The sequence below is a fragment of the Endozoicomonas sp. YOMI1 genome (assembly GCF_024606345.1).
GTDB lineage: Bacteria > Pseudomonadota > Gammaproteobacteria > Pseudomonadales > Endozoicomonadaceae > Endozoicomonas.
The window spans coordinates 1-15,109 of the sequence record NZ_JAHHPM010000420.1 but is presented as its reverse complement, the minus strand read 5'-3'; the positions used below and the strand labels follow the sequence as shown (position 1 = coordinate 15,109).

Annotated in this window: 14 protein-coding genes and 1 pseudogene; 3 read left to right on the top strand and 12 right to left on the bottom strand. The window is 51.9% G+C overall.

Annotated features, from left to right (window positions below):
• The coding region (locus KDK15_RS14935) for an ATP-binding cassette domain-containing protein (RefSeq protein ID WP_257296183.1) at positions 1-1,172 on the top strand (1,172 nt) is incomplete at its 5' end.
• Between the two features lie 344 nt (positions 1,173-1,516).
• The gene (locus KDK15_RS14930; protein ID WP_257296182.1) at positions 1,517-2,230 is read left to right on the top strand and encodes a Fic family protein; all 714 of its coding nucleotides are present in this window, start codon (positions 1,517-1,519) and stop codon (positions 2,228-2,230) included.
• 143 nt (positions 2,231-2,373) lie between these two features.
• Here the strand turns inward: KDK15_RS14930 and KDK15_RS14925 are convergent, their stop codons facing one another.
• Positions 2,374-2,754, bottom strand: coding sequence for a hypothetical protein (locus KDK15_RS14925; RefSeq protein WP_257296181.1), 381 nt, complete (start codon positions 2,752-2,754; stop codon positions 2,374-2,376).
• A gap of 304 nt (positions 2,755-3,058) precedes the next feature.
• Between KDK15_RS14925 and KDK15_RS21545 the strand changes: the two are divergent.
• Positions 3,059-3,103 (top strand): annotated as a pseudogene (locus KDK15_RS21545) (SEC-C metal-binding domain-containing protein); the annotation flags it as partial.
• A 217-nt stretch (positions 3,104-3,320) separates the two neighbouring features.
• Here the strand turns inward: KDK15_RS21545 and KDK15_RS14920 are convergent.
• The 11 genes from KDK15_RS14920 to KDK15_RS14870 all read right to left on the bottom strand — a co-directional run bounded on the left by KDK15_RS14920 (position 3,321) and on the right by KDK15_RS14870 (position 15,069).
• Complete coding sequence (locus tag KDK15_RS14920) at positions 3,321-4,274, bottom strand: flagellar motor protein MotB (protein WP_257296180.1); 954 nt, start codon at positions 4,272-4,274, stop codon at positions 3,321-3,323.
• Positions 4,274-5,143: a flagellar motor stator protein MotA gene (gene motA / locus KDK15_RS14915; protein WP_257296179.1), complete on the bottom strand. Its 870-nt coding sequence runs from the start codon at positions 5,141-5,143 to the stop codon at positions 4,274-4,276. Before motA ends, KDK15_RS14920 begins: the two co-directional genes overlap by 1 nt.
• 188 nt (positions 5,144-5,331) lie before the next feature.
• Positions 5,332-5,859, bottom strand: coding sequence for a flagellar basal body-associated FliL family protein (gene fliL, locus KDK15_RS14910; RefSeq protein WP_257296178.1), 528 nt, complete (start codon positions 5,857-5,859; stop codon positions 5,332-5,334).
• A gap of 25 nt (positions 5,860-5,884) precedes the next feature.
• Entirely contained in the window at positions 5,885-7,411 is a 1,527-nt protein-coding gene (locus tag KDK15_RS14905; RefSeq protein ID WP_257296177.1) for a hypothetical protein, read from the bottom strand.
• A gap of 246 nt (positions 7,412-7,657) precedes the next feature.
• Positions 7,658-8,086 carry a flagellar export chaperone FliS gene (fliS, locus tag KDK15_RS14900; RefSeq protein WP_257296176.1) on the bottom strand — a complete coding sequence of 143 codons (429 nt, stop codon included), beginning with the start codon at positions 8,084-8,086 and terminating at the stop codon, positions 7,658-7,660.
• Between the two features lie 42 nt (positions 8,087-8,128).
• Complete coding sequence (gene fliD / locus KDK15_RS14895; protein ID WP_257296175.1) at positions 8,129-9,475, bottom strand: flagellar filament capping protein FliD; 1,347 nt, start codon at positions 9,473-9,475, stop codon at positions 8,129-8,131.
• A gap of 11 nt (positions 9,476-9,486) precedes the next feature.
• On the bottom strand, positions 9,487-10,992 hold the full coding sequence (locus KDK15_RS14890) for a flagellin (RefSeq protein WP_257296174.1): 1,506 nt from the start codon (positions 10,990-10,992) through the stop codon (positions 9,487-9,489).
• Positions 10,993-11,001: 9 nt separating this feature from the next.
• On the bottom strand, positions 11,002-11,928 hold the full coding sequence (locus KDK15_RS14885) for a hypothetical protein (protein WP_257296173.1): 927 nt from the start codon (positions 11,926-11,928) through the stop codon (positions 11,002-11,004).
• A 5-nt stretch (positions 11,929-11,933) separates the two neighbouring features.
• Positions 11,934-13,592 (bottom strand): flagellar hook-associated protein FlgK, encoded by a 1,659-nt coding sequence (flgK, locus tag KDK15_RS14880; RefSeq protein WP_257296172.1) that lies wholly within the window; start codon positions 13,590-13,592, stop codon positions 11,934-11,936.
• Complete coding sequence (locus tag KDK15_RS14875; RefSeq protein ID WP_257296171.1) at positions 13,589-13,876, bottom strand: hypothetical protein; 288 nt, start codon at positions 13,874-13,876, stop codon at positions 13,589-13,591. Before KDK15_RS14875 ends, flgK begins: the two co-directional genes overlap by 4 nt.
• An 11-nt stretch (positions 13,877-13,887) precedes the next feature.
• Entirely contained in the window at positions 13,888-15,069 is a 1,182-nt protein-coding gene (locus KDK15_RS14870; RefSeq protein WP_257296170.1) for a flagellar basal body P-ring protein FlgI, read from the bottom strand.
• Positions 15,070-15,109 lie beyond the last annotated feature (40 nt).

Below are 15,109 nucleotides of genomic sequence, written 5' to 3'. Positions count from 1 at the left end.
TGGGGCTGGATATTCCCATTGAACAGCATTACGGGCTGATGAGTGCCGTTGCGCCGGGCTGGAAGCTGCGTATACTGCTGGCCCAGGTACTGTTTGCCGACCCCGAAATTATGCTGTTGGACGAACCCACCAACAACCTCGATATTAATGCGATCCGCTGGCTGGAAGAGATCCTGAAGCAGCGTAACTGCACCATGATCATCATCTCTCACGACCGTCACTTCCTGAACAGTGTCTGTACCCATATGGCGGACCTGGATTACGGCAAGCTGCAGGTGATGCCCGGTAATTACGATGAGTATATGACCGCAGCCACCGCTGCCCGTGAGCGCCTGCAGGCCGATAATGCCCGCAAGAAAGCCCAGATTGCCGAGTTGCAGTCCTTTGTCAGCCGCTTCTCTGCCAACGCTTCCAAAGCACGACAGGCGACTTCCAGAGCCAGGCAGATTGACAAGATTCAGTTGGCAGAGATTAAGCCTTCCAGCCGTCAGAATCCGTTTATCCGCTTTGAGCAGGAAAAGAAACTGTTCCGTAATGCACTGGTGGTGGAAAAACTGAGCCAGGGCTATGAAGAAGATCTGTTCAGCAAAGTAAACCTGATGGTTGAAGTGGGTGAGCGTATTGCCATCATTGGCCAGAACGGTGTCGGTAAAACCACATTGCTGCACACTCTGGCAGGTAAGATGGAACCGCGTACGGGTACTATCCAGTGGTCAGAAAATGCCAATATTGGTTACTACGCCCAGAATCACAGTGCTGATTTTGATCTGGATATGAACCTGTTCGACTGGATGAGCCAGTGGATGAATGAAGGCGACGATGAGCAGGTGATTCGTGGTGTATTGGGCCGGATGCTGTTCTCCCAGAGTGACCTGAAAAAATCCGTAAGGGTCATTTCCGGTGGCGAGCAGGGCCGTATGCTGTTTGGCAAACTGATCCAGCAACGCCCCAATATTCTGTTGATGGATGAGCCAACCAACCATATGGATATGGAATCCATTGAGTCTTTGAACCTGGCGCTGGAAAACTACAAAGGTACCCTGATTTTTGTCTCCCATGACCGTCAGTTTGTCTCATCGCTGGCCACCCGGATCATCGAAATCAAGGATACCGGTATTGTCGACTTCCACGGTACTTATGATGATTACCTGTGCAGTCAGGGAGTTCAGTAGGGAGCTGCCCTGATGGCAACAGGCTAAGCCTGGGAATGCGGGAGGGTTCGATGTACTGAAAGCATTCGTTGAAATCCAGTTCATACCCATGACGGTCGTACAAAAAAATTCCTGCGGACGCCCTCGGTGCCGCTGAATTTGGCGTTAGCCGTTCTAGTACACGGTTTCAATGTATTTGATGGGTTCCCTCTATCAATGACGCCCAAACTTCGTTCGTCCTGAGCGGAGATTACACACCTCAAACTCATTGAAATGGTTTACTAGATCAAGCGTCTGCATTGTGACGATCAGAACTCATGCAGATATAATAAGGAAAATTTCAACACAGCTTTTCGGATGCGCTAATGGCAACAGCAAAAGATACAGTTTGGGGGATGAGTCCTGATCGTGCGATGGCCAGGCAGCTAGCGGTTCGTGATATTCCTGCTCTGGTATACGACGCAGTGAATCTTGAAGGGGTCGCAATGACTTTACCGGAAGTTCAAACATTACTGGACGGAATTACCGTTGGTGGCCACAAAATCAGCGATCAAAATATGGCTCTGAACCAGGCAGCTGCATGGAAATACCTGTTCTCTCTGGTGGCTGAAGATCAGTTCACTTTTTCAAAGGATGTTGCCTTATCTATCCATAATATTGCAGGGGCAGAAGAAGCCTTAGAGTGGGGCGCTTTTCGCACTGGTAACGTAACGATTAGTGGATCAGAATATGAACCTCCCTCATCCAGAGAGCTTGATAATGTCTGGGCTGAGATTGAGTTGGAAATTGCTGGTTGTAACGATGTCTATGATTTGGCAATAACTGCTTTTCTGAGAATGGCAAGAGCACAGTTCTTCTGGGATGTGAACAAGCGCATGGGACGATTCATGATGAATGGTATTTTGCTTTCACATGGGTTTCCAATTATCAATGTGCCAGCAAAACGTCAGAAAGAGTTTAACCAGTTAATGCTCGACTTCTATGCAACAGCAGACATGACTGGGATGAATAAATTTCTGAGATCGTGCCTCAACGGGAAAATCATAGATAACTTCAAACCCGACCAATTGAACGGCTAAATCGGCTAAGGGCTGGTCTTTCTCCAGCCCTCCCTGAATAAAGACTGTGCCAACTATCACACTGGAATATGCGCCTGAATGCCGGGGATATGTGAACTCCGGTTTCTTACTGAACAGGTTGCTTTTTCTTCTTCGCCCCGGTATTAAGTAGCATTTGCACGCTGTCCAATTGATGGTTTGGCAATACCCGGATTGGCTGCCAGTAACCGCCGGAACTCCTCCGTATTTCCGGAACGACAGACTTGCAGTGGCAGAGCTTCGCAATGAGGTTGGCAAGAGCGACTGTCATTACTGGGTGCTGTTTCGGTCACAGGCAGCAATGGTAAAGCCAGCTGTTGATACGGTTGACAGATGCGCTCATGTACCGGCTGCTGATCAGGCCCCTGGAAAATTCCTCCGGGGGATAAGTGGTGACGACACAGAACAGGCGCTATTTTCCGGTTGCCGAAGCCCAGCGCGCCTTCATCAACGCAGTTACTGTATATCGGTACACCAGAAGCAAATGTATTGATCAATGGTTCCATAGGGGCCTGCTGTTAACTACCAAAGCTTTCGACTGTTCTACGACCGCAAACAAACTTCATAACTTCGACAAGCTTGTATGTTTAACCTGTCTCAGTACTCAGGATGATCGGTACTCAGTGATGTTTTCCTGCTTGCCTTTTCCGTAAATTCAACAGGTTTTGCTGGCCAGTGTAGTTGAATTTAGCAAGTTCTCAGATTGTTTTCAGATTAAGTATTAAACGACGATTTTAATTTATACAGGTCAATAATTAACACAGATAAACCCCCGGCTATGCCGGAGGTCATTTACCTTTCAGCAGTTACCCCTGTGGCAGCGGCAAGAAATTCAAGACGTGTTGTCTGCACTGATAAGGGATTGTCTTGGAATAAGTTCTGCATTTGGCTGGGATTTGTTAAGGTTGCTGGCTGCTGGCTGTTAGCCGCAAAAGTACAAGCGGCCTGTTTTTTTCGGGCAGCGGGTGGCGGGCAGCGGGCAGCGCTTACTGAAATGTCTTAAATGACAGTTCCTATCCAGAAGGCTTGTTCCCATGCAGATCTTGGCAACCTGTGCTGATAAAGTGTTTGTTCACTTTGAAGATCCCGGATAACGGTTATCCCTGGCCTGCTGGATGGCTTTTTCCATATCCGATGAAGGCACCGGTGAGGGTGCTTTTTCTTTACGCCGTTTATGTTGGAACTCCTGACTCAACCCTTTGGCGTCTTTTCGGGGAACCAGCATCAAGTCAACCCGGCGGTTTAATCCTGAATCCGGATTCAGCCCCGGAATAGGCCGGTTAGTCCCCATGGCTGCTAATAACAGTATCTGATCTTCCGGCACTCCGGTAAAAACAATGACTTCCCTGACCGTTTCGGCCCGTTGTCCGGCAAGCTCCCAGTTTACCCGGCTGGGTTCTGTCGAATTTTTAAGGTCAGAACCAATCACACCATCGGAGTGCCCGGTAATAATGATTTTGAAGGGCAGTTTTGCCAGAACCCGGGCGAGGGCGATAAGAAAATCTTCATAAAATGGCACCAGCTGCTTGCTTCCCGGTGGAAACATGGGGCCGGCTTTATCCTGAACCAGTGTCATAAGAATCATCCTGGGCCAGGTCCGCAGCTGAATGTCTTTTGCCGCACCGGCCTGTTCTTTCGACAGTTTGGATAATCCGAGCACAATGGCAGCGATGCCCTCGGCACTGGCAGAGCTATGACCGGCAATCTCCATACCCGTCATACCGGAGGGCTTTGGCCGTATCTGCACTGGTATTCCCGGTAATATCGAGCGCTCTCCCTGCATCTCCACCGGCGAGTTACTGCTAACACGGTTGAGAAGACCCGGGTTGGAAAAATAGGTGGCAATGGCTTCCTTTTGCACGGGGGTGGTGGCGGCCACCAGCCAGAGCACCAGGAACAGGGCCATCATGGCCATGGCAAAATCGGCAAAAGCCACTTTCCAGCTGCCGCCATGGTGTGCATTGTCGTTGGAACCCCGTCCCCGACGGACAACAATCGGCTGATCGCTATCTGAAGCCCTGGCCATTAATGGGTAGCCCTCAGGGATTGCAGCATATCCTCCAATTCCGGGAATGTAGGGCGTAACTCTTTATAAAGCAGCCGCCGCCCGGAATCCACGGCGGTAATCGGTGCCAGCCCTGAGTGGCTGGCAAGCAACGTCATTTTGACACATTCAAACGCCAGCATTTCACACTGCTCGGTGCTTTCCAGCGCTGCCGCCAGGGGGCCAAAAATACCGTAGCACAGCAATATACCCAGAAAGGTACCCACCAGCGCCGCTGCTACCTTGACCCCGATCAGCTCTACCGGCCCATCCATCGCACCCATAGTCACCACGATGCCCATCACCGCGGCCACAATACCAAAGCCGGGGCAGGCATCAGCAATACTGTTCAGTGCTTTTGCCGGGCGTTTCAGATCCTCTTCAAGGGTTTCTATCTCGCTTTCCATCAAACCTTCAAAGGCATGTCCGGGCATACTGCCCATACCGGTAATCCGTAAATTATCGGTGATAAAATAGAGCAGTCGTGGATGGGATATGATGCGCTGATAGCTCTGAAACAGCTCACTGCTTTCCGGCGTTTCAATATCGTCTTCAATGGCGCTCATGCCCTTTCGATGTCGGGTTTCAATCAAGCGGAACATCAGGGCCAGCAAATCCATAAAGAAGGCTTTGTCGAACTCTTTATTTTTGATCAGTACGTATTTCAGATGAGTGAGGGTCATTTTCTGAACAGTGGCCGGGTTGGAAATCACAAAAGCACCGATAGCGGCACCAAGGATGATAACAATCTCAGGGGGTTGCCACAGTGCCAGCAGCTTGCCACCGGCCATGACAAACCCGCCAAAAACACTTAGAAACAGGATGGCAAAGCCAGCGATTCTCAATAGCATGCAAAACCCGGTACGTTGTTAATAGCACTGGTTTAGGAACTGTCCTGCAATAACTTCCACATTTCCGATGTTATCCAATAAAGACAAAACCTTGCTTGCCACGGAGGCACGGAGAAAAGAAAAAATCTTTTCCTCCGTGACTCCGTGGCAAAAAAGAGGAAGTTATTCCGGGACAATTCCTTGAGTGATTACTGAATCACCATATTAATGATAAAGACATCCTCTACCCCCTTAATAAGTGATAGCCCTGTCCTGTGACGAACCGTATTCAGAAGCTGTTTCCGTAATACCTCTCGGTTTTCCGGGATCATCACATCCTCTAATGTCCAGGATGACAGCTGGTCAAGCATGGCATTGAGAATGACCGGTCGATTCTTTTCCATTTGTTCAAAGCATTTGCTTTTTCGGGTCATGATAGAAACGGATAACTGCATATAATGGAGTTCATAGGTTTCATCATTGACCAGATTGACGATCATATCTTTAAACGACAGATATTGTGCAGGTCCCGGTGAAGCCGCAGTGGGCACTGGTGATACTGAGTCGTCATCCTCCCTGAAAAAAAACCAATACGTTGCACCACCAGCAATAGCAAGCATGACAACCCCTGCCAGGATAAGAGCGATGAAATTAACCACGCCACGCTGCACTGCTGGCCACTGAGCACAAGCACTGTTCTTTATGGTACGGTCATCGTCGTCAGTCTTCATATTCATAGGAAAGCACTGTTTTAAACAATGGCTAAATATGCAGATCAATAAGCGCCACACCAGAGTGCCGCGATAGTGCAATGGGTGACCGATACGCTTGTGAGGTTTGGGGTGCTAAAGCCAAAAGATCTCCTTCTGTCCCAGAAAAATATGACCTTGCTGCCAACTCTTCGGCCAACGGATGCTGCCTTCCCCGGCCTGACCCGGAATGATCAGGAGTGGTTAATGAGAATGCTATTTTCAGCCCGGACTCCGTTGCTGAAGAACCACCGGGCTCTTCTTTATTCACAGCATTATTCACTGAATTACCGGGAATGTGCATCTGCTGAATGCTGTCGCTGACCAGCTGGTGCAGTGTAGAGGAACAGCTTTCAAGGGCTGGCAGAGACTGCTGGCTGGCTTGCAGATTCACGGTGACCTCGCTGTTATGGCGAGTCATCACCACCTGCACCGCACCCAGTCCGGGAAACTCGGCAACGGCCCGGGCATAACGATTTCCGCCAAGCATCAAACAATTTTGCACCGGGGCTGTTACCGTCAACCCGTTGGGTTGAATTGCGGACGATTGATTTCCGAGTGATTGATTTCCGAGCAGTGGCTGGCGGACGCTGGCAGGCTCCAATCTTTTTAGAGGTGTATCCGATACATCGGCTGTTGCTGGCTGTGTGGTTGTCTGACTTTCCTGATCGGCGGGCGGCTCCAGGGTTGGCTCTGGGGCTAAAGCCTCCTGATTCGACAGTATCCGCTTTTGTATGGGTTGCATAGAAAGCTGTGCAGACTGCCGAAGTGACTCAATCTCCATGGTTTGCTGAACGTCAGGTAACACAGCCTGGCCGGTAGCCTCTTCCCCCGGATGGTCAGGCTTAACCGGCAGCATCTCTGGCGAGTCTGGTCTCCGGGCCAGTTGATCAGACGTTGCTTGCATTAGAAGGAAAGGTTCAGGCGGGGCGGTCACTGTAACACGCTTATGCTCAGGATTCCGGGCAAAATCCTGATCAGACGGCAAGTGTTGTAAACTTAAATCCAATCCGGGTTGAGGTTGAACCGCTGGAACTTCTGCATCTGTGGACATGGCCCACTCAATTGCCCGTATGTCTTTAGGCTCCCCGGAATCTGCGAAATCCGTTGCCTTGGTGTTGGTGTAGACAGTCGATGGTAAATCAGAATGTAAAGACGGACTTGAAGCAAAATGTAAAGACGGACTCGAAGCCCACTCAGGATTTATCGGTTCCAGAGGTGCGATCATCTGCTGCAGAATTGCCTGAAACCCATCGTCTTCCGGCAGTCCGTTCTGCACCGACTCGTTTTGTACAGACAGCCGCCCGGTTATCGCCTCCCGGAAATACGAGGCTGGAAGGAATTGTCCCTGAATAACTTCTTGCCACGGAGACGAGGAAGCACGGAGAACAGAAAAAATCTTTTCCTCCGTGACTCCGTCACTCCGTGGCAAAGTTCTTTCTTGGCTGGATAGCATCGGAAATGCGGAAGTTATTTCAGGACTGTTCCGTCGTGCGTCGATCACACGTTCAGTCTCTGTGCCAACTGTCTCAATATTCATAAAAGATGGCTCTCTGTTTACGATAAACAGGCAGGCTCTTTCATCGCCCTATTCACCCCATGGCATGGTCAGGGAAACCGAACTTTCTGCTTATGGCTGTTTGGAATGATTACCCTTCAGGAACTGTCATTTAATAGACATTTCAGTAAGCGCTGCCCGCTTCCCGCCACCCGCTGCCCGAAAAAAACAGGCCGCTTATGCTTTTGCAGCCAACAGCCAGCAGCCAGCAGCCAGCAGCCAGCAGCCTTAACAAGTCTCAGTCATCTGCCTTTGCTGTATGGCCAGCTCATCCCAGGCACCTTTAACGGTATTGATCATAGACCAGGCGGTTTTCAGGGGAGCCGTGTCATTATCAGCGATCACGGATGTCAGACATGCAAGGCAGTGGTCATATAATTCAAGCAGCCGGGCGGGCAGTTCATTAGCCGACGGGGGCTGACCTTGCTGATTGTCCACCATGGCAAGGGCCTGGTTTCTTAATACCATCAAAATAGAGAGGGCGTGATGAATCCGCTCTCCACGGGCGGCACTGTCACCACTGTTGATATGGCCGTGGCAGCGGTCCAGGTCATCCAGGAATAATTGGTACAGCAGGGCGGTCTGCTGGAAAATACTCTCTTTCCGGGCCAGGTGCCCGTATTGATGACGGGTGTACTCAGTGGCTGGAGACTTCATAATCGCCCCTTATTGCCGGTGGTGAAAGTCAGGTCACGCAGGTCAAATAGTGTCAACATAGGTCAGGTTCCGGTTCATACGCTGTACCGTTTGCTCCATATTTAAAAACTGCTGGTTGGTGCGCTGATGAAGTAATTGTCGTCTCGTCTCCAGGGCATACTGGTCCGACGCCAGCCGTTGCAAATCCCGGGAGAGATAACTGATCCTCGATATTAAAGGGCCACTGCCCGATAACAGCGTGTCCATTTTCTGAGCCAGTGCCAGCACCGGCTTTTCCCGGTCCGACAGAAACTGCAGGACCGGGTAGGGCATGGCATTCAGCTGGTGACGGAACCAGGCTTCATCCAGAGACCATAAACCGTTGCGCTCAGTACTGACCCCAAGATCCAGTAAACTGGTGATCTGCTCTGAAATGCTTAACCCGGTATCTGCAGACCTGGCGTTGACCAGCTTACGCAACTGACTGCTGATTCCCCTCAGGGAGGCGGGCGTGCCCGCATCAATCTGGAGGCCCTGGCTGTCCCTGGGGTCACTGGTTTGCAGCAGGCTATTGCAGTGATTGACAAATTCCGACATTGCGCTAACCAGTGCCTCAACATCCTGACTAACCTCAATATATAACTGCCGGTCAGGGTTCGCCTGTTTCAGGGTCAGGCTCAGCCCGTTAATGGCCGGCTGGTTGACATTGCCGGGCAGATATAGCGTTACGCCGTTGATACTGACCAATGCATCAGCCGGAGCCACCTGTTCTGACATACTGTCCGCCAGGTAGGCACCGGTTCCGGTGCCACTGAGCGTCATACGAAGATCGGCCCCTTTTTCTGCACCGGTCAGCAGCAGCTGTTGCCCCGCCTTGCCGTTAATGACCGTTGCCCGGACTTTCCCCTGAGTACTCAGCTGAATGGATTTGGCGATGGTGGCCAAAGTACTGTTGGCAACAATATTAACCGTCCAGTGCCCACCGTTAAGAGCAAGATCCAGCGTACCTGCTTCCTTAAAGGCGGTATCTCTGGCAAATGGCGGACTGGCCATAATTTGCGGCGAGGCCAGCTGATGAACCGACAGCTGATAACTGCCGGGATCAGGACGGCCCCTGACGCTGACGCCAACCCGGTCGGACTCACTGGAAACCGCAACCCAGCGGCCAAGACTGTGGCCATTGCCATTCACATGGTGACTGTTGAGACTGGCTTCCTGAACCAGCGCCCGGGCGGAGTGCTGCAGGTTACTGACCGCCTGATAGACCGACACCATCAAATCCTGCTCCCGGGACAGCTGATTTTCCCGCCGTTTCAGGGCATTTTCCGAGGGTGCCATGTCGGCATTGACCACAGCATCCACCACAGTCCCCAGATCAAAACTGCCTTGGAGTGGCGAAACAGTATTCATTCAATGATTCATCACTGCAACAGAGCCAGGACTTCCTGCTGCATGGTGTTGGCCCGGTTCAGGCCGGACATACTGGCTTGTTTCAGCACCTGGTCCCGGGTCAATTGGGACATTTCGCTGGCATAGTCAGTATCTTTAATCCGGCTTCGGGAGCCCATCATATTCTCGCGAACGCTCTGAAGGTTGTATATGGTGTGCTGGAAGCGGTTTTGAATGGCGCCCAGTGTGCCGCGGTTGGAATCCACTCCGGCTATCGCCTGATCAATGATTTTGATGGCTAGCTGCGCACCAGCATAATCGGTGATATCGATGGAATCTATCGACATTTTAACCGGGTCACCCTTAGTACCAGTGATAGCAGTGTTGGGCGTTTTCAATAAATCGCCAGTGCTGTTTATGGTATAGGTGGCGTTTTTATCCAGACCGTCCCACTGGATATCACCCACGACTTTCATAGGAGTGCTCGTAATGTCCGTTGATGACGAACCCTGAGCAGCACCTGCATAATCCAGTGGCTGGGCAGTGGCAGTGAAGGCAAGCGTTTTAGAACCTGAACTTGCTTCTGTAGCTATTGCCTTCAGGGTCATATTCTGACCACTGGAATCAACCAACGTTATTTTAGGGCTGTGTGCCGTTGTGGAATCAACCGTTGCTTCAAGCGTTTGCGAATCCAGCAGTTCCTCCAGTTTATTTACGGCTTTAGCAATAGTATCAAGATTATCCGGCGTTTTGTATTCCTTGCCATTCACGGTAAGAGTAATGGTGTCGCCTGAGTCCCAGGTAGTGGTACTTCCGGCTGATAAGACCACTTCTGCCGATGTCTTTGCCTGTCCGCTTATATCGGATACCGCACTTGTTACCTTACTGGCAATGGCTTTGGCGCTATCCCCGGCCTCTATGGGAATAATGCTTTCATTGCCATTAACCCCGACCGTCAGGCTCTGTTTTGCAATCTCGGTTGACCCCGGCAGTTCCAAGCCAGTAAATGTAAGCTTTGCCCCATCCATACCAATGTCTTTGCCGCTGACACTCTTGACATTGACGGTAATAATCTCATTGGCGTAGGCACCCACCTGAATGTTCTTGTTAACGAACGAGCCATCCAGCAACTTCTGTCCGGCAAAGGTGGTGGACTCGGCAATCCGGTTCAGTTCCGCCACCAGCTGTTTCAGCTCCCCGTTCAGGGCAATCCGGTCATCTCTACTGTTGCTATCACTGGCGGACTGTACGGCCAGGTCCCGCATCCGCTGGAGCAGAGACGCGGTTTCCGTCATGGCACCTTCCGCCGTCTGGGCAATAGAGATGCCGTCATTGGCATTTCGCACCGCCACACTCAAGCCATTAATTTGTGAACTCATCCGGTTACTGATCTGCATCCCGGCAGCATCGTCTGCGGCACTGTTGATGCGATAACCGGTCGAGAGCCTTTGCATCGCTGTATCAAGACCGTTCTGGGCCCGCTCCAGACTGATCTGGGCTTGCATTGACGGAATATTGGTGTTGATACTGATGGCCATAACAGCCTCCTAGAGATAATCAAATAATGACAGGTTCGCTACCTCGGAAAGCCCTTTAAGAGCGGCTTCATACTGTACTTTCTGCAGATTCAGATGGCTGATGGCACTGACATAATCCAGATCACCCAGCTGACCCGCCTGCTCCTGAAAGTACAACCTGGCCTGGTGATGATCACTGCGAATACCGTCCAGTGCTTTCATCCGGGTTCCCAGGGCGGCATGAACGCTGCCAGCCTGATTTTGTGCCTGATCAAGCTGTACCAGGCAACCGGCAAGCAGCGTTGACAGGTTGGCGGGTGGAGCCTGAAGTGTCTGCGCTATCTGACCGAGCATGATGATTACATTAAAACCTGATCCACCGTCGTTCACAGTAAAGCACAAAGATTCAGCACTGTCCGTAGACGACATTGTTATATCAGAGGCGATTGTTATTTGCCGAATGTCGTTATTGTTATTAAAAACAAACGATTCACTGCCATCACTGGCGGTGGCAACAGCCACCGGCGGTGTGCTGGTCCGGGAACCGGAAAACAGGTAATAACCTTCGGCATCACGACTGTTTAACAGCCCGATGATGGCGTTTCGCCACTGCACAACCTGCTGCCCGAGGGTAGCCAGGTCCACCGCTGCCAGCCCGGGGTTGTTGGCCTGCAGCACCAGCGCCCGGATATCCTGCAGGTAGCCGGTATAACTCTGCAGCAGGGTATCCTCCAGTTGCAACTGGGCGGTCAGGGCAGTAATGGAATCCAGGTAATGGTTCGTCTGGCTGATCTCCCGGTGCACACTCTGCAGGTGCGTCCAGCTGCCCGGTGCCCTGGCTGGTTGGGTCATCTGTTTGCCCGTGGCCACCTGGTTCCAGCCTTCCAGCTGGCGCTGACTGATGTTCTGCAGATCCTGCAAAACCGTGGCCTGCTGTTGTGCTGTACTTACCCGCATCGGTCTCACCGATAAGCTGCCAGCAATTCATCGATAATCATCTGACTGGCTCGTAACAGGCGTGCATTGGCCTGGTAGAACTGCTGGAATCGCAGCAGGTTAGCCGCTTCTTCATCCAGATTAACACCGCTGAGACTCTCCCTTTCTGCCACTGCAGCCTGATATAAACTCTGACTGGTTTTCTGCTGTCGTACAGCAGAAGCCGTCTGGTTAGCAACAGACGACTGAAGAAAAATATTAGCTTCCAGTATATCGGGAGAGTTGGCAGAATCACCATTTAAACAGCCAAGCAGTGTCAACAGATTCCGGTTGTCGCCGGGTCCTGAGTCTTGTGCCGCAAACGCCAGCTGCTCAGGGGCGTTAAGGACAATGCTCAATTGTGTGGCTTCATGGCGCCAGGGTGTCAGCAGGAACTGGTCATTGATAGCCGGTGTTCCGGTCAGGTGAATGGTAAGGCCATCAATGGTAAAAGGCGTTTCTGCCGTCAGGTTACCACTGAATGATTGCCCATCTGACCGTCTGGTTACACGACATTGATCAGAAGCGGTAAATACCAGCTGGTATTCCGATGGGACCAGCTGTGAAATATCGCCGATTGCAACGGTCAATGCCTCCGTTCCTGAAACCGTTTGCGGCAGGACCCGCTGCTGTATAGCCGATGGCGAGTTGATATCCTGAAACAGTGACGTACCTTTATTACCGGCCAGATCAACACCCAGCTCCAGCTGTGAGTTCACTTCCGAGGCCAGCACCACCGCCAACCGCCCCAGCTGATTGATGACCGGCATCAGCCCATCCCGATGGAGCGTTTGCAGCCCTGCCAACCGGCCCTGCTGCGGTGTGACCGGAACAGCGACGCCCGGGATATTGACCATCACATCGGGGCTCATTGGGTCTACAGCGTCCGGTTTGATACTGAGGTCAAAATACTGCGGGCCAATGATCAGAGGAATCGCCCCCTGGCTGGATGGAATCACCAGGTTAACGGCGTTATTGCTGTTGCGATAAACTTCCACCGATACCTGTTCAGACAACTGATTAATCAGGTTGTCCCGTTGGTCCAGCAGGTCCGCACAGTTGCCATCGCTGCTTTTATTATCGGAGCTATTAAGTTCGATAATTTGCTTATTGAGATCAGCAATGGCCGCACCCAGCCGATTGGCCTCGGTGATCACATTGCTGATCTGACTGGTCTGTTGTTGCGAGAGGACCTGCAGCTGCTGACCCAGGGTATGAAAACGGTCCACCAATTGTCCGGCACTGCCCAGCCATTGCTGCCTGAGGGGCATAGACTCCGGGCGTGTTGCCAGTCGTTGCAGGTTGCCAATAAAGCCATTGAGCACATGGGTTAACCCGGTATCTTCGCCACCGAACAACTGATCCAGCTGCACCATGGGTATGGCAAAGCTGTCTGCCATTGACTGGCTGGCAGTGGCGCGAAACACCTGGTCATCAAGATAGTCGTTCGATACCCGCATCAGATAAAGTACTCTGACGCCACCCAGTTGATTCAGCAAACCGCCCCAGTGGCTCAGTTGGGTCATCAATATGGGCTGTCGCCGACTAAACCCGGGGGTTGCTGCATTGGCAATGTTATGGGCGGTATTACTTAACAGAATATCGGCAGCATTCACCCCGCTGAGCCCGATATGGTTGACGGTCATGGCTGGTCACCGGACAGTTTTTCCGTCAGCCGGTCTGCCAGACACTGTGCCAGCAACGCCCCGGCCAGTTCGTTCTGAAACAGCGATGCCGTGCCTTTGTGCTCTTTGCCGGAGAACACTCCTGAGGTTTTCTGCAATTGACGGGTCACTTCCCCCAGCAACACCCGCATAAAGTCGTTGGATGATGCTTCGGAAGCACGGTTGTTGCCGGTGACCGGCCTGCTGGCCCCCGCATCAAGGGGTAGGGTGGGGTGGGTGAGGTGGGATAGTGGCGTGATAACCATGGCAAAGTTCCTTACATGATAACTAGCTCACCCTCCATGGCTCCAGCTTCATGGATGGCCTGGAGAATTGAGATCAGTTCATTGGGCGTCAGTCCGGCACTGTTCACCACATTAACAATGTCGGACAGGCTGGTGGTGGCAGGGACAATAAACATGCCACCGGTTTTTTGTATGATGTCGACGGTGCTTTGCTCCTCGATTTGTGTGGTCCCAAGGGAAAACGGGTTGGGCTGGATCACGCTGGGACGCTCCATGACTTTCACGGTGGTGGAACCATTGCTCACGGCTACCGGGCGAATGCGGACATCGGCACCAATCACGATGGTTCCGGTACGGGAATTGATCACGACGCGGGCTGGGGTGACCCCCTGGGGAACATCCAGAGTCTCCAGCATGGACAGAAACGTCACCCGGTTATTCTGTCCCTCGGGTACTGTGACTTCAATCTGGCTGCCATCCACTCCCCGGGCAATATGACTGCCAAAGTGATCATTGATAGCCTTGACCAGTATACGGCTCTGGCTGTAATTCTGTTCCCTGAGATTCAGTCGTACGACACCGGATGTTATCTCGGGAGGAATAATCGACTGCTCAATAGTGGCACCGCCCGGAATGCGCCCCACCGTCGTTATATTGATATTGATCTGTGTGCCGGTAGCGCCCTGGGCAGAAACTCCACCGACAATCACGGAACCCTGGGCCAAGGCATACACCTGGCCATCAATACCCCGTAATGGTGACGCCAGAAGAACACCGCCACGGAGACTTTTGGCGTCACCAATCGAGGAAACCACCACATCAAGCGTGGTTCCCGGGCGGGCAAAGGTGGGCAGGTTGGCGCTGATACTGACGGCAGCGACATTTTTCATGCGCGGATCACTCCCCGGGGGTAACTGAATACCAAACTGGCGCAGCATGTTGACCATGGACTGACTGGTAAAAACGGTTTGTCGGGTCTGATCGCCGGTACCCTGCAAACCAACCACCATGCCATAGCCGATCAGTTGGTTCCTGCGCACACCTTCTATATCAACCAGATCCACCAAACGTACCGCCTGGCTGGGTGGCGAAAAAACAACAGCCGCCAATAACAGCCAGGCCAGTAGGCTGTTCGACAGTAGCGCCCGTATCCAGGATGACAGCAAATTGAGGGTAAAAAACCGGTTTTGTGCGGTGAATCTTAAGGTGGACATTTAGCGCCTACTCCCTTCTTCGGGAAGTTAAAGACGGAAC